The 15,406-nt window shown below is 64.0% G+C and carries 15 protein-coding genes; 9 read left to right on the top strand and 6 right to left on the bottom strand.

Annotated features, from left to right (window positions below):
* From ACK42S_RS09070 to ACK42S_RS09050, 5 genes are all read right to left on the bottom strand, one after another.
* Window positions 1-691, bottom strand: a 691-nt coding sequence (locus ACK42S_RS09070; RefSeq protein WP_409705950.1) for an aldehyde dehydrogenase family protein, incomplete at its 3' end; no start/stop codon positions are given.
* Window positions 692-703: 12 nt separating this feature from the next.
* The gene (gene gudD / locus ACK42S_RS09065; protein ID WP_409705947.1) at window positions 704-2,044 is read right to left on the bottom strand and encodes a glucarate dehydratase; all 1,341 of its coding nucleotides are present in this window, start codon (window positions 2,042-2,044) and stop codon (window positions 704-706) included.
* 31 nt (window positions 2,045-2,075) lie between these two features.
* Window positions 2,076-3,047 (bottom strand): Bug family tripartite tricarboxylate transporter substrate binding protein, encoded by a 972-nt coding sequence (locus tag ACK42S_RS09060; protein WP_409705944.1) that lies wholly within the window; start codon window positions 3,045-3,047, stop codon window positions 2,076-2,078.
* A gap of 50 nt (window positions 3,048-3,097) precedes the next feature.
* Window positions 3,098-4,009: a 5-dehydro-4-deoxyglucarate dehydratase gene (gene kdgD / locus ACK42S_RS09055; RefSeq protein WP_409705941.1), complete on the bottom strand. Its 912-nt coding sequence runs from the start codon at window positions 4,007-4,009 to the stop codon at window positions 3,098-3,100.
* 170 nt (window positions 4,010-4,179) lie between these two features.
* Window positions 4,180-4,923 (bottom strand): FadR/GntR family transcriptional regulator, encoded by a 744-nt coding sequence (locus ACK42S_RS09050; protein WP_409705938.1) that lies wholly within the window; start codon window positions 4,921-4,923, stop codon window positions 4,180-4,182.
* A gap of 138 nt (window positions 4,924-5,061) precedes the next feature.
* On the opposite strand from ACK42S_RS09050, the gene ACK42S_RS09045 reads away from it, so the two are divergent.
* The 8 genes from ACK42S_RS09045 to ACK42S_RS09010 all read left to right on the top strand — a co-directional run bounded on the left by ACK42S_RS09045 (window position 5,062) and on the right by ACK42S_RS09010 (window position 13,908).
* Window positions 5,062-5,883: an NAD-dependent epimerase/dehydratase family protein gene (locus tag ACK42S_RS09045; protein WP_409705935.1), complete on the top strand. Its 822-nt coding sequence runs from the start codon at window positions 5,062-5,064 to the stop codon at window positions 5,881-5,883.
* 20 nt (window positions 5,884-5,903) lie between these two features.
* Window positions 5,904-6,884: a TRAP transporter substrate-binding protein gene (locus tag ACK42S_RS09040; RefSeq protein ID WP_409705932.1), complete on the top strand. Its 981-nt coding sequence runs from the start codon at window positions 5,904-5,906 to the stop codon at window positions 6,882-6,884.
* Window positions 6,885-6,919: 35 nt separating this feature from the next.
* Window positions 6,920-7,411 (top strand): TRAP transporter small permease, encoded by a 492-nt coding sequence (locus ACK42S_RS09035; protein ID WP_409705929.1) that lies wholly within the window; start codon window positions 6,920-6,922, stop codon window positions 7,409-7,411.
* Window positions 7,411-8,694 carry a TRAP transporter large permease gene (locus tag ACK42S_RS09030; RefSeq protein ID WP_409705926.1) on the top strand — a complete coding sequence of 428 codons (1,284 nt, stop codon included), beginning with the start codon at window positions 7,411-7,413 and terminating at the stop codon, window positions 8,692-8,694. Before ACK42S_RS09035 ends, ACK42S_RS09030 begins: the two co-directional genes overlap by 1 nt.
* 4 nt (window positions 8,695-8,698) lie before the next feature.
* Window positions 8,699-9,700, top strand: coding sequence for a lactonase family protein (locus ACK42S_RS09025; protein WP_409705923.1), 1,002 nt, complete (start codon window positions 8,699-8,701; stop codon window positions 9,698-9,700).
* Window positions 9,701-9,757: 57 nt separating this feature from the next.
* Entirely contained in the window at window positions 9,758-10,738 is a 981-nt protein-coding gene (locus ACK42S_RS09020; protein ID WP_409705920.1) for a Bug family tripartite tricarboxylate transporter substrate binding protein, read from the top strand.
* An 8-nt stretch (window positions 10,739-10,746) separates the two neighbouring features.
* Window positions 10,747-12,291: a galactarate dehydratase gene (gene garD, locus ACK42S_RS09015; RefSeq protein ID WP_409705917.1), complete on the top strand. Its 1,545-nt coding sequence runs from the start codon at window positions 10,747-10,749 to the stop codon at window positions 12,289-12,291.
* A 93-nt stretch (window positions 12,292-12,384) separates the two neighbouring features.
* Window positions 12,385-13,908, top strand: coding sequence for an AMP nucleosidase (locus tag ACK42S_RS09010; protein ID WP_409705914.1), 1,524 nt, complete (start codon window positions 12,385-12,387; stop codon window positions 13,906-13,908).
* A gap of 6 nt (window positions 13,909-13,914) precedes the next feature.
* Here the strand turns inward: ACK42S_RS09010 and hutC are convergent, their stop codons facing one another.
* Window positions 13,915-14,640 (bottom strand): histidine utilization repressor, encoded by a 726-nt coding sequence (gene hutC, locus ACK42S_RS09005; RefSeq protein WP_409705910.1) that lies wholly within the window; start codon window positions 14,638-14,640, stop codon window positions 13,915-13,917.
* 134 nt (window positions 14,641-14,774) lie between these two features.
* Between hutC and ACK42S_RS09000 the strand changes: the two genes are divergently transcribed.
* Window positions 14,775-15,406, top strand: a 632-nt coding sequence (locus ACK42S_RS09000; RefSeq protein ID WP_409705907.1) for a nucleoside recognition domain-containing protein, incomplete at its 3' end; no start/stop codon positions are given.

Here is a 15,406-nt window from a genome sequence, read left to right as displayed (position 1 = left end):
CCTGACGCCCGGTGGCCACCGAGCCGGTGAAGCTGACCGCCGCCACGCGCGCATCGTCCAGCAGCACTTGACCCACCTCGCGGCCGCGGCCCATCACGAGGTTGAACACGCCGGCTGGCAGCCCGGCGCGTTGGACAATGTCGGCCAGCGCCCAGGCCGAGCCCGGCACGAGTTCGGCCGGCTTGAGCACCACCGTGTTGCCATACGCCAGCGCTGGCGCCACTTTCCAGGCCGGAATGGCGATCGGGAAGTTCCAGGGCGTGATCAAACCCACCACACCCAGCGGCTCGCGTGTCACCTCCACCCCCACCCCCGGACGCACCGAGGGCAGCACCTCGCCCGCGCAGCGCAAGGCCTCGCCGGCAAAGTACTTGAAGATGTTGCCGGCGCGCACCACCTCACCAACGGCTTCCGGCAAGGTCTTGCCCTCCTCGCGGGCCAGCAAATCGCCCAGCTCGGCGCGCCGCGCCAGGATTTCCGTGCCCACCGCATCGAGGATGTCGAAGCGCTGCTGCGGTGTGCTCAGCGACCAAGCCGGGAACGCGGCATGTGCCGCGGCAATGGCCTGTCGCGCCTGCTCAGCATCGGCCTGAGCGTACTCGCCGATCACATCGCGCGTGTCGGAGGGGTTGATGTTGCGAATGGCGCCAGGCCCCTCCACCCATTGGCCATTGATCAGGTTTTTGAACATGGTGTGTCTCGTTCAGCGGACCAGACAAGGCCGCTTGGGGTCGAAAGCCCAGTTGGGGATCAAGTACTGCATCGCGATCGAGTCGTCTCGGGCGCCCAGGCCATGCCGCAGATACAGCTGATGTGCTTTTTCCACCTCGGCCATGTCCAGCTCGATGCCCAGTCCCGGCCTGTCCGGCACTTGGACGAATCCGTTGCGGATGGACAGCGGCTCTTTCGTCAGACGCTGGCCGTCTTGCCAGATCCAATGGGTGTCGATGGCCGTGACCCGGCCCGGCGCGGCAGCGGCCACGTGCGTGAACATGGCCAACGACACATCGAAGTGGTTGTTGGAGTGCGAGCCCCAGGTCAGTCCCCAGTCACGGCAGGTCTGCGCCACCCGCACCGAGCCCGACAGCGTCCAGAAATGCGGATCGGCCAGCGGAATGTCCACGGATTGCAAGGCCAGCGCATGCACCATCTGACGCCAATCGGTGGCAATCATGTTGGTGGCCGTGGGCAGGCCGGTGGCGCGGCGGAACTCCGCCATCACCTCGCGTCCCGAAAAGCCGTCTTCAGCCCCGCAGGGATCTTCGGCATAGGCGAGCACGCCGCGCAAATCGCGCATCAGGCGGATGGCGTCTTTGAGCCGCCAGCCGCCATTGGGGTCCAGCGTCACGCGGGCGTTCGGAAAGCGTTCGTGCAACGCGCGCACCGCCTCGACTTCCTCTTCGCCGCGCAACACACCGCCTTTGAGCTTGAAGTCGTTGAAGCCGTAGCGTGCGTGCGCGGCCTCGGCCTGACGCACGATGGCCTCGGGCGTCAGTGCCGGGGCATGACGCACGCGGAACCATTCGTCTTCGCCGGTTTCGCTGGCCGGGTCGGTGTACGGCAGATCGGTGCGCGTGCGATCCCCCACGAAAAAGAGATAGCCCAGCATCTCCACCTTGTCGCGCTGCTGGCCTTCGCCCAGCAAAGCCGCCACCGGCACCCCCAAATGCTGGCCGAGCAAGTCCAGCAAGGCCGACTCCAGCGCCGCCACCGCATGAATGGTGGTGCGCAAATCGAAGGTCTGCAAGCCGCGTCCGCCCCGATCGCGCTCGGCGAAGGCGTGTTGCACCCGTTGCAGGATCTGCCGGTGCGCGCCCAAGGTTTGCCCCAGGACCAAGGGCGCGGCGTCTTCGAGGGTTTGACGGATGTTGTCTCCGCCGGGCACCTCACCGACGCCGGTGCGTCCGGCACTGTCTGTGAGGATCACCAGGTTGCGCGTGAAAAACGGCCCATGCGCGCCGCTGAGGTTGAGCAGCATGCTGTCGCGGCCGGCGACGGGAATCGCGCGCAACGCCGTGATGCGGGGGGTGTCGTGCAAGGACATGAAATCTCCAAACGAACGGCGCTGTCCCAACTCAGTCGGCCGTGATGTTGCGCGCCTTGATCAGCTGGCGCCAGCGCTCGTACTCGGCGCGCTGGAACGCGGCAAACTGTTCCGGCGTGTTGGCCACCAGCTCAAAGCCCACCGAAACGAACTGTTCACGGATTTGCGGATCGTTGAGCGCTGCCACCAAGGCGGCATGCAGCTTGGCTTTGACGTCCGCCGGCAATCCGCGCGGCGCCGCGATGCCTTGCCAGGAATACACATCAGCCCCTTTGATGCCCGCTTCGTCCAGGGTGGGCACTTCGGGCAGGAGCTTGGAGCGCTGGGTCGAGGTGATGGCCAAGGCGCGCAGCTTGCCCGTGCGCACATGTTGGATGATGGCGTTGATGTTCTGGAACGAGGCGTCCACCTGACCGCCCAACAAGTCGGAAATCGCAGGTGCGCCGCCTTTGTAGGGCACGTGAATGCCGGTGGTTCCCGACTGCTGCCAAAACAGTTCGGCCGTGAGGTGGTCGGACGAGCCGTTGCCCGATGAGGCGAAGGTCAGCTTCCCAGGGTGGGCCTTGGCATGGGCCAGCAAATCCGACAGCGACTTGAACGGCGAGGCCGCCGGCACCACCAGCACATTGGGCGCCTGCACGGCTACCGTCAGCCCGTCGAGATCCTTGATGGCATCGTAGGGCACGCTCTTGAGCAAATGCGGCGCGATCACGAAGGGCCCCAAAGAAGCCACGAGGATCGTGTGGCCGTCGGCCGGTGCGCGCACCACCAGGCTGGCGCCGATGGTGCCCGTCGCCCCCGGCTTGTTCTCAACGATGAAGCTCTGGCCCAGCTGCTGTTGCAGCTTGGGCGCAATCGCCCGGGCCAAGGTGTCGGTGGAGCCCCCCGGCGGGAACGGCACGACCAGGGTCACCGGCTTGTCCGGCCAGGCCCAGGCGCTGCTCATCAGCCCCCAACCCACAGCCAACGCAAGCAGCCATTTTTTGGCGTTCAGTCTCAACATGACAGTCTCCTCGAGTCCTCGAGCATCGATCGTGAGAATTCACCTGCGACTCATTGAGGCCCCAGCGTTTGGATCAGCGCGCGCAGTTGTTCGACCTCTGCGGGCTTCAACTCCGACAGCGGCGGCCGCACGGGCCCGGCGCTGCGACCCACAATCGATGCGCCCGCCTTCACGATGCTCACCGCATAGCCGTGGCCCCGATTGCGCAACTCGATGTAGGGCAGGAAGAAGTCGCGGATGAGGCGGTCGGTCGTGGCCGTGTCCCCGGTGGCATGAGCGTTGTAGAACGCCATGGCCGTGCGGGGGATGAAGTTGAACACCGCCGACGAGTACACCGGGCACCCCATGGCTTTGTAGGCACCGGCAAACACCTCGGCCGTGGGCAAGCCCCCCAGATAAGCGAAGCGATCGCCCAGGCGCTGACGGATGGACACGAAAGCCTCGATATCACCGATGCCATCCTTGAATCCAATCAAGTTGGGGCAGCGCTCGGCCAGGATGGACAAGGACTGCGGCGTGAGCCTGCACGCCCCGCGGTTGTAGACGATGACCCCCAAGCGCACGCTCTTGCATACCGCCTCGACATGAGCCACCAGCCCCTCTTGTGTGGCTTCGGTCAGGTAGTGCGGCAGCAGCAGCACCCCTTGCGCCCCCTGACGCTCGGCCTCCTGGGCGTACTGGATCGCCAGCATCGTGCCCCCGCCGGCACCGGCAATGATGGGCATGCGCCCCTTGCAGGTCTGCACCGCCACACGAATCACATCGGCGTACTCCCGCGGCTCCAGCGAGAAAAACTCGCCCGTGCCACCGGCAGCAAACAACGCGCTGGCCCCATACGGCATGAGCCACTCCAGGCGTTCGGCGTAGGGCTTGGGGGCAAAGCGCAGATCAGCATCGAAGTCCGTCAGTGGAAAGGACAACAGGCCGGAAGAAATCGTGCGTTGCAGGTCTTGAGGACTCATGGGCAGGCTCACAGGCTGGAAGGAAAACGCCCCGATTCGCAGGAACCGAAGCTGCATTGTTGTCAGTCATCGTACAACATCAAGACCCAGGATTCAATGCTCCGCCGCACGGTTTGTGATCCGCAGTTCTACGTAGACGCAGTTCTACGTAGACCGCAGCCCCGCCGGCCTCAAGCCCCCGCGCTTTCGGCCGCTTCCTGTGCGCGACGCAGCCGCTCGCGGCTGTTGGACAAATGGGTGCGCATGGCCGCGCGGGCCGCCTCCGGGTCGCGGTTGGCAATGGCCACGATCACACTGTCGTGCTCGGCCAGCACACGCAGCAAATACTCGCGCCGCCCCTGACCGGCCAGACGGGCCGAATTCACCCGCGAGCGCGGGATCAACATGTCACCCAAGTGCTGCATCAAGTCCAGGAAATGCGGGTTCTGACTGGCGCGGGCGATCTCCATGTGCAAAGCCCGGTCGGCCGCCACCGCATCGGTGCCATCCTCGATGGCCCGCGCAAACGCCGCCTGCGCCTCATGCATCGCCTGCAAATGGGCTTGCTCGCGACGCACGGCCGCCAGCGCGGCGGCCTCGGCTTCCACGCCGATGCGCAGCTCCAACACGGCAATCACGTCGCGCAGCGTGGCCACCTGCTCGGACGCGATGCGAAACGCCCCCGCCTCACCGGCACCGACCACAAACGTGCCGATCCCATGACGAGTTTGCACCCAGCCACCCGCTTGCAGCTTGGACAGCGCCTCGCGCACCACGGTGCGGCTCACACCAAACTCTTCCATGATGGCCGCCTCGGTGGGCAGCTTATCGCCCACCCCCCACTGACCGGCGCGAATACGCGCGCTCAATGCATCGACGAGATCGAGCGCCAGGGTGCGGGACTTGCGACGAGCAGGAAGGGCGAGGGTGGACATGAGACTCCGAGTAAACCCCGAGGCTTGCCGCCTTGACAGCACCCCGAGGCTGAACGACGATTGTTGTATGACGACTGACGACGTATGACGCCGCTGGATTGACTCTAGCAACCCGCTCCTGGATACGCAAGCCGCATCATGCCCGCCCAGCATCCTACGCCCCTGCGATTCGAACGCCTGCTGCTCACTGGTGCTGCCGGCGGTCTGGGTCGAGTACTGCGCCCTCGCTTGAAGGCCTACTGTGACACCTTACGCGTCAGCGACATTGCCGATTTGGGCGACGCCGGCCCGGGCGAGGAACTGCACCGCGTTGACCTGCAAGACAAATCCGGCGTGCTCGCCTTGTTGCAAGGCGTGAACGCCGTGGTTCACCTGGGCGGCATCTCGACCGAGCAAGCCTGGGAGCCCATCCTGCAGGCCAATATCGTCGGGGTCTATCACCTCTACGAAGCCGCGCGCACCCATGGAGTTCGACGCATCGTCTACGCCAGCTCCAACCACGTCACGGGTTTTTACAGACAAGACGAGGTGCTCGACACCGAAGCTGCACCCCGACCCGATGGCTTGTACGGCGTGAGCAAAGCCTTCGGCGAGAACTTGGCGCGGTTTTACTTCGACCGCTACGGCATCGAGACCGTGGCACTGCGCATCGGTTCGTCTTTCCCCGAACCGAAAGACCGCCGCATGCTCGCGACCTGGTTGAGCTACGACGACCTGGAGCGCCTGGTGGTGGCCAGCTTGACGGCACCCGTTGTGGGCTACAGCGTGATCTACGGCATGTCCGACAACAGCACCGCCTGGTGGGACAACACCAAAGCCCGTCACATCGGCTACCGACCGCAAGACAGCTCGGACGTATTTCGCGTCGCCGTCGAGGCTCGGCAACCACACCTCGACCCCAACGACCCCGCCACGATTTACCAAGGGGGCGCCTTCGTGCGCACCGGACCTTTCGAGTAAGCAACGAGGAGACGAATAGCATGTTCCACACCCGCCGCCAACTGCTGATCGCTGCCACGGCCTTGCTAACGATCTGCAGCACGACCCAGGCACAAACGCTCACCCTGAAAGCAGCCGACGTGCATCCCGCAGGCTACCCCACCGTCGAGGCCGTCGAGAGCATGGGCAAAAAACTCGCGGCTGCCACGAACGGCCGCATCAAAGTCCAAATGTTCCCCGGCGGTGTGCTCGGCGGCGAGAAAGAGATGATCGAGCAAACGCAGGTCGGCGCCATCCAACTGCTGCGTACCTCACTCGGGCCCATTGGACCAGTGGTGCCCGAAGTCAATGTCTTCAACATGCCCTTCGTCTTCCGTAGTCAGGCACATATGCGTGCCGTGCTTGACGGGCCGATCGGCACCGAAATGCTCGACAAGATCAGCGCTTCGCCCGCTCGACTCGTGGCACTGGCCTGGATGGACAGCGGATCGCGCAGTTTGTACACGAAAAAGCCGGTACGCACGCCCGCAGACCTGAAGGGCCTGAAGATCCGCATGATGGGCAACCCCTTGTTCGTGGACACCATGAATGCGATGGGAGGCAACGGCATCTCAATGGGCTATGGAGAAGTCTTTAGCGCATTGCAAACCAACGTGGTCGATGGCGCTGAGAACAATCCGCCCAGCTACTTCACCAGCAATCACTACAACACCGGCGCAAAGTATTACACCCAGACTCACCATCTGATGATCCCGGAAGTACTCGTGATGTCCAAGGTCACCTGGGACAAGCTGTCGAAAGACGACCAGGCGCTGGTGAAGAAGCTCGCCCGTGAAGCACAAATGGAACAGCGCGTGCTGTGGGACAAGAGCGTGGCCGAGTACACGGACAAACTCAAGGCCGCCGGCGTTGAGTTCATCCAAATCGACACCAAACCCTTCTATGAAGCCACCGCACCGGTGCGTGCGAAGTATGGCGCTCAGTTCGCCGACCTGATGAAACGCATCGAAGCCGTTCAGTAAATCCCGGTGCAATGGAATCCCGCTACATCCGCTTGATGGACGCTGTCTACCTGGCGGCTATATGGGCCGCCGGTACCGCGATCTTCCTCATGTCCCTCATCATCCCGTGGGGGGTGTTCACCCGCTACGTGCTCGGCACAGGATCTCAGTGGCCTGAACCTATCGCCATTTTGCTGATGATGGTCTTTACGTTCGTGGGCGGTGCTGCAGCCTACCGTGCCGCAGGCCACATCGCCGTCAATGTGCTGGTACAGCGCTTGCCGCAGCGGACTCAGCGGCTGATTGAGATGGGGGTCGATGCACTCATGGTCGCCGTGTGTCTCTTCGTCCTGTACTACGGCACCCGGTTGTGTCTGACGACCATGGGCCAATCCATCAGCGAATTGCCTTGGCTGCCCGTGGGTGTGACCTACGCGTCGCTGCCTATCGGCTCTCTGCTCACATTGCTGTTCGTGATCGAAAAGCGCATGTTCGGATCACAAGCCCACCGATCTGTCGTGCGCTATGACGAACAGGGGGGGCTTTGATGGACGCGCTCATTTTGTTAGGCAGCTTCTTTGGCCTGGTGCTGGTGGGCGTACCGGTGGCCTATTCGCTGGGTTTGGCCTCCATCATCGGCGCTTTGTGGATCGATTTGCCGCTGGACGCCGTGATGATCCAGCTCGCTTCCGGCGTCAACAAGTTCTCTTTGCTAGCCATTCCATTTTTCGTGCTGGCCGGTGCGATCATGGCCGAGGGCGGCATCGCGCGACGCTTGGTGGCTTTCGCCAATGTGTTGGTAGGCTTCATTCGCGGAGGGCTCTCCCTGGTGAACATCCTGGCGTCGACCTTCTTCGGCGCGATCTCGGGCTCTTCGGTCGCTGACACCGCCTCGGTGGGCTCTGTGCTCATCCCCGAGATGGAGAAAAAGGGCTACCCAAGAACCTTTGCCACTGCTGTGACAGTCAGTGGGTCCGTGCAAGCCATCCTGATTCCACCCAGTCATAACGCCGTCCTGTATTCGCTGGCGGCTGGCGGCACAGTCTCCATCGCCGCCCTTTTCATGGCCGGCGTACTGCCGGGCTTGCTGTTGGGGCTCACGCTGGCGGCTATGTGCCTGGTCATCGCGAAGAAAAACAACTTCCCTAAGGGTGAAGTCATCCCATTGCGTCAGGCATTGAAGATTTGTGTCGAAGCCCTGTGGGGCCTGATGACCATGGTCATCATCCTTGGAGGCATTCTCAGTGGCGTATTCACCGCCAACGAATCAGCATCGATCGCGGTGCTGTGGGCCTTCTTCGTGACGATGTTCGTCTACCGTGACTACAAATGGCGTGATCTTCCTAAGCTCGTACACCGGACCGTCAAGACAGTCACCGTCGTCATGATCCTCATCGGCTTTGCAGCCGCCTTCGGCTACCTGATGACTCTGATGCAAATCCCGATGAAGGTCACAGCCTTCTTCACCAGCCTTTCGGACAACAAGGTCGTCATCCTCTTGATGATCAACCTGATGCTGATTGCATTGGGCTGCTTGATGGATATGTCGCCGCTCATCCTGATCTGCACCCCCATCCTGCTGCCGGTGGTCACCTCGCTGGGCATCGACCCGGTGCATTTCGGCATGATCATGATGATCAACCTGGGCATTGGCCTGATCACACCGCCTGTAGGAACGGTGTTGTTCGTGGGCAGTGCCGTCGCCAAGCTGCCGCTGGGGGTCGTTTCGAGGACCATGCTGCCGTTCTTCGCCGCGTTGTTCCTCGTACTCATGCTGGTGACCTACGTCCCGGGTCTGTCATTGTGGCTGCCACGAGCCATGGGGCTGTGAGGAAATGGTCCGGTTGGTAGTGGTGTCCTGCGCCGACAGTGGCGAGTTGCACACGCTCACATTGTCATCGGATGGGCGTCTGACCCCCCATCAAGTGCTCAGACTCGGCGGAATGCTGATGCCCATGGCCCTGCATCCTTCGGGTCACCGGCTCTACGTGGCCCGCCGCAGTGAACCGTTAGCAGTGCTCAGTGTGGGCGTCTCCGCAGACGGCACTCTGGTGCTGTTGGGGCAAGCCCCAGTGTCCGTGAGTCTGGCCTACTTGTCCTGCGACCTCACGGGGCGACACTGGATGGGTGCATCTTACGGGAGCCACTGCATCAGCATCGGGACCATCGACGCCAATGGCATCGCCCAAGCGCCGACGCAACTGCTTCCCACCGGCCATCATGCCCATGCCATCGTGGTCGACCCTGCCAATCAGTACGTCTACGCCACCAGCTTGGGCAACGACCAAATACACCGCTACCGTTTACGCAACGGTCACTTGGAAGTCACCACTCCGGCCACGATGGCGGTACGCGAGCGGTCCGGTCCTCGCCATCTGGTGTTCCACCCCAGTGGCCGTTGGCTTTATCTGCTCAACGAACTCGATGGAATGCTCGACACCTTCGCTGTCGAGTCAGAGACCGGGGCGCTGCATTGGCGGCATCACGTCAGCGTAATGCCACCATGCTTTGGGGACGCCCCCTGGGCTGCAGAGCTTCGCCTATCGCCCGATGCCCGCTGTGTGCTCACCACAGAGCGTCGGTCGAGCACCCTCTCGCTCTTCGACCTGTCCGTCACCCCTGGCCAACCTCGATTGCTCGCACAAACGCCCACAGAGATTCAACCGCGCGGCATGCAGGTCACTCCCGATGCACGTCAGGTTGTGGTGGCCGGGCAAGCGTCGCATCACCTCACCGTTTACGCACTGAACACCCACACAGGTGAATTGGTCGACACCGGACGGGCCCGTGTTGGTCTCAATCCCAATTGGGTCGAGATCGTCGACCTTCCTTCGTGAGGCAACGCATCGCGCCTCGTTTCTCCTTGTTTATTCGCTGTACGACCTATCATGCACATGATTCGACGCACCTTCCTGACTGCCGGTCTTGCTGGCATGCTGGCGCTCCTGGCAGCCCCTTTGGGAGCCCATGCCCAGGACAACTGGCCCACCAAACCCGTAAAGATCGTCGTGCCTTTCGCACCCGGTGGTACATCCGACATCCTCGCTCGCACGCTGGCAGAAAAGCTGCAGGCATCGCTCAAGCAAACCATCGTGATCGAGAACAAAGCCGGTGCCGGTGGCGTGATCGGCGCCGACAGCGTGGCCAAATCCGCACCGGACGGATACACCTTCTTGTTGGGCACGATTGCAAGCCACGCGATCAATCCGGCGCTACAGCCCAAAATGCCTTACGACGCGGCAAAAGACTTCGCTCCTGTGATGTTGCTCGGCAGCATCTCCAACGTGCTGTTGGTGGGAGCCAATCAACCCTACAAGACGGTGGCTGATCTGATTGCCGCCGCCAAATCCAAGCCTGGCACCATTGCCTTTGGATCTGCCGGCACCGGTAGCTCACAACATATGTCGGGCGAGGCCTTCAAACTGCTGGCCGGCGCCGAGCTCACCCACGTGCCCTATCGCGGCAGTGCACCGGCCATTCAAGACCTGATAAGCGGGCAGATCCCGGTCAGCTTTGAAACCGCTACTGTGGCCCTACCGCACATTCAATCTGGCAAAGTGCGCGCCTTGGCCGTCACTTCGGCCACTCGCAGCCGGGTGCTGCCAGACGTACCCACGATGCAGGAAGCGGGTGTGGCCGGCTTCGACGTGGCAAGCTGGCAGGCCATTTACGCCCCTGCCGGAACGCCGCCAGCCATCGTTCAGAAAATGAACCAGACGCTGGCCGCCATCATCGCCACACCCGACATCAAGACTCGCATGGAAGGCCTGGGGCTGGAGTACCAGCCCAACAGCCCCGAACAGTTTGCTGAGTTCGGTCGCAAAGAGCTGGCCAAATGGGCGAAGATCGTCAAAGACGGTAACGTCAAGCCTTGATGTCTCGTATGACCCCGCCTCTGCTCATCCGCATGCACCCGGCCGACAACGTGGCCATCGTGGCCAACGACGGCGGCCTGCCCGCGGGCACCGTCGTTGACGGCATCACGTTGCGTGAGCATGTGCCCCAAGCCCATAAGGTGGCGTTGGCCGATTTGGCCGAGGGCGCCGAGGTGCGGCGCTACAACGTGGTCATCGGCCGCGCGCTGCGGGCACTGCCTGCGGGCACTTGGGTGCATGAGCGTGTGCTGCACATGCCACCGGCGCGCGAGCTGGAGAACTTGCCGCTGGCCACGTGCCGGCCGCCGGACTTGCCGCCGCTGGAAGGCTACACCTTCGAGGGCTACCGCAACCCCGACGGCTCGGTGGGCACGCGCAACATCCTGGCCATCACCCAGACGGTGCAGTGCGTCGCCGGGGTCACCGAGTACGCCGTGCAACGCATCAAACGTGAGCTGCTGCCCAAGTACCCCAACGTCGACGACGTGGTGGCACTCGAACACAGCTACGGCTGCGGCGTGGCCATCGATGCGCCCGAGGCCATCATTCCGATCCGCACGCTGCGCAACTTGGCCCGCAACCCCAATTTCGGCGGCGAGGTCATGGTCGTCAGCCTGGGCTGCGAAAAGCTGCAACCCGAGCGCCTGCTGCCGCCTGGCAGCATCCCCATCGGCGAAGACGATCGTGGTGGGCTTGACGTGGTGTGCCTGCAAGACGAGGCCCACGTGGGCTTCGAGTCGATGATCGATTCGATCATGCGCCAGGCCGAGATGCATTTGCAGCGACTCAATGCGCGTCGGCGGCAAACCGTTGCGGCCAGCGAGTTGGTGGTGGGTGTGCAATGCGGCGGCAGCGATGCCTTCTCCGGCGTCACCGCCAACCCTGCCGTGGGCTTTTGCACCGATTTGCTGGTGCGCGCTGGCGCCACCGTGATGTTTTCGGAAGTGACCGAAGTGCGCGATGGCATCGATCAGCTCACCGCGCGTACGGCCACGCCCGCAGTGGCCGAGGCGATGATCCAGCAGATGGCCTGGTACGACGCTTATTTGAAGCGCGGTCAAGTAGACCGCAGCGCCAACACCACGCCCGGCAACAAGAAGGGGGGGCTGTCGAACATCGTCGAAAAGGCCATGGGCTCCATCATCAAGAGCGGCACCGCGCCGATCTCGGGCGTGGTGGCGCCGGGTGAGCGCGCCACCCAGCGGGGGCTGCTGTACGCCGCCACGCCGGCCAGTGACTTCATCTGCGGCACCCTGCAACTGGCCGCCGGCATGAACCTGCACGTCTTCACCACCGGACGCGGCACGCCCTATGGCCTGGCCGCCTGCCCGGTGATCAAGGTGGCCACCCGCAGTGAACTGGCCCGCCGCTGGCACGATCTGATGGATATCAACGCCGGGCGGATCGCCGATGGCCAGGCCAGCATTGAGGAACTGGGCTGGGAGTTGTTCCACTTCATGCTCGACGTGGCCAGCGGCCGCAAGAAGACCTGGGCCGAGCATTGGAAGCTGCACAACGCGCTGGTGCTTTTCAATCCTGCGCCGGTGACCTGAGCCACGTCCTGCCGGTGTGTGCCGCTGGATCCCGGGTACTCCCCGTTCGGCTCACAATACCCCACCGCGTCCTGAACGAATCCGCTGTGGTCCATGCACACACCGCCTTTTTTCCCGCCCCAACGCTTTCAAGACCCGAACGCCGCGCTGGCCTATGTCAAGCGCATCTACGACGAGAGCCTCGCCCATCTGCGCGAGTCTTTGCGCCGCTTCGTGGCCGGTGAAGACCCGGCTCGCCACGTGCGCGCCTGCTACCCCTACGTGCGCATCCACACCGACACCGTCGCGCGCGCGGACTCTCGCCTGTCCTATGGCTTCGTGGCGGGGCCGGGCACCTACGAGACCACACTGACCCGCCCCGACCTGTACGAGGACTACTACCGCGAGCAGTTCCGGCTTCTGTTGCGCAATCACCGCGTGGACCTGGAGGTGGGCACCAGCCAGCAGCCCATCCCAGTGCACTTCGCCGTGGACAGCTCCGACCATGTCGAAGGCCAGCTCGACGCGGCCCGCCGCCTGCGTCTGCGCGATCTTTTCGACCTGCCCGACCTGGGCGCGATGGACGATGGCATCGCCAACGGCACCTACGAGCCCGCGCCCGGCGAGCCGCATCCGCTGGCGCTGTTCACCGCGCCGCGTGTGGACTACTCGCTGCACCGCCTGCGCCACTACACCGGCACCGCGCCCGAGCACTTCCAGAATTTCGTCCTGTTCACGAACTACCAGTTCTATATCGACGAGTTCGTGCGCCTAGGCCGCGAGCTGATGACACAGGCCCCCGACCAGGGTGCACTGTTCACCGCCTCGAAGGATGCCGCGGCCGACGACGGCTACGTGGCCTTCGTCGAACCCGGCAACGTGGTCACGCGCCGCCAGGGCGAGGCGCCCGAACCGGACGACGCCCTGGGCGCGCCGCCGCCGCGCCTGCCGCAGATGCCGGCCTACCACCTCGTGCGGCGAGACCGCGCAGGCATCACGATGGTGAACATTGGCGTGGGGCCCGCGAACGCCAAGACCATCACCGATCACATCGCCGTGCTGCGCCCGCATGCGTGGATCATGCTCGGCCACTGCGCGGGGCTGCGCAACACCCAGCAACTGGGCGACTACGTGCTGGCCCACGGCTATGTGCGCGAAGACCACGTGCTCGACGAAGACCTGCCGCTGTGGGTGCCGATTCCCGCGCTGGCCGAGGTGCAGATCGCGCTGCAGACCGCCGTGGCCGACATCACGCAGCTCAGCGGCTACGAGCTCAAGCGCATCCTGCGCACCGGCACCGTGGCCAGCACCGACAACCGCAACTGGGAGCTGCTGCCGCACCGCACGCCCGAGCGCCGCTTCAGCCAGAGCCGCGCGGTGGCGCTGGACATGGAAAGCGCCACCGTGGCGGCCAACGGCTTTCGCTTTCGCGTGCCCTACGGCACCTTGCTGTGCGTGAGCGACAAGCCGCTGCACGGTGAACTCAAGCTGCCGGGCATGGCCAACCAGTTCTACCGCGAGCGCGTGGACCAGCACCTGCGCATCGGCATCCGCGCCATCGAGATCCTGCGCGGCGAAGGGGTGGACCGCCTGCACAGCCGCAAGCTGCGCAGCTTCGCCGAGGTGGCCTTCCAATGACCGGGATCAGAAGCTGCCGGTGAACTGGTAGCGCGAGGCCGGGTGCCACATCGCCGCCACCGAGGCCACCTGGCCTTGCGAGTGGGTCTGGCGGCGCAGCACCAGGCAGGGCTCGTGCGGGCCCATGTGCAGCAGCTCGCCGATCTCCTTCGGCGGCAGGCAGGCCTCGATGGCAAAGCGCACGCCCTGCAGCGGCGCCACGCGTATCAGGTAGGCGTTGGGCGTTTGGCTGCGGAAGTCCTGGGCCAGGTAATCGGGCGCCACCTGTGGGTTGACGTAGCGATCCTCCACCTGGATGGGCAGCTCGTTCTCGTAATGCACCACCACCGAATGGAACAGCGCCGCCCGCGCTGACAACCCGAACTGGCGCGCCAGCGCCTCGCTGGCCTTGCAGCGTTCCAGAAGCTGCAGCTCGCTGCGGTGCACATGGCCGCGCGCGGCCACCTCGTCGGCGATGTTGCGGATCTCCACCAACGTGGACTGGTACTTCTGCTGGGCCACGAAGGTGCCCGAGCCCTGCACCCGCACGACGATCTGCTCGTCGCTCAGTTCGCGGATCGCGCGGTTGACCGTCATGCGCGACACGCCGAACTCGCGTGCCAGCGCCTCCTCGCCCGGGATGGCGTCGCCTTCCTTCCACTGTCCACTCTGGATGCGTTCCAGCACGTAAGCCTTGATGACCTGGTAGGCCGGCTGCCGGGCCCCGTCAGCGGGCGGGAGGGTCGTGTTCATCTAGGGTAATCACCAAGACTTTCCGACGCGGATTGTATTGACGCCTTTCGGCCTCGACAATCAAAATGTATATACAACTTGGCTGCGATTTGAGCCATTTGTATAGGCGCACCAACCACCACAGGAGACACCGCATGCCCCGTCCTGACACCGCCCTGGCCTGGCCCCCTGGCGGCCTGGCCCTCCCGCTGCTCAAGCTGCTGGCCTTCAGCGCCGTGGGCGTCTTTCTCTTCTTCGTCGACATCGAGATCGGCGGCCGGCGCACCATTCCGGTGGATCACCTCAGCAGCTACCTGGTGCGCGAGCAGCGCAGCCTGGCGGTGGCCTTCGTGCTGGCACTGATGGCCTGGGGGGCTGTGTCACCCTTCGTCACCGGGGCTTTCCGCCAGAGCGCCACGGCACGGGTGTTCAGCGTGATCAAGCTGGCCGGCCTGGCCTTGGCAGGCCTGTACCTGGCCGGGCTGGCCCCCGACTGGGCCACCCAGAAAGACATGCTGCCCTTCCTCTTCGAGAAGCTGGCGCTGTCGGTGGGCGTGCTCATCCCCATCGGCGGTCTGGCGCTGAGCTTCCTGGTGGGCTTCGGCCTGCTCGAGCTGGTGGGCGTGCTGATGGAGCGCGTGATGCGCCCGCTCTTCCGCACCCCCGGCTACTCGGCCATCGACGCCGTCACCTCCTTCGTCGGCAGCTATTCCATCGGCCTGCTCGTCACCAACGCGATGTACCAGCAGGGCAAGTACACCGTGCGCGAGGCCATGGTCATCGCCAC

Origin of the sequence: Caldimonas sp., from assembly GCF_046289365.1 — a bacterium.
Lineage (GTDB): Bacteria > Pseudomonadota > Gammaproteobacteria > Burkholderiales > Burkholderiaceae_C > Caldimonas.
This window is presented reverse-complemented; position numbering and strand designations above follow the sequence as displayed.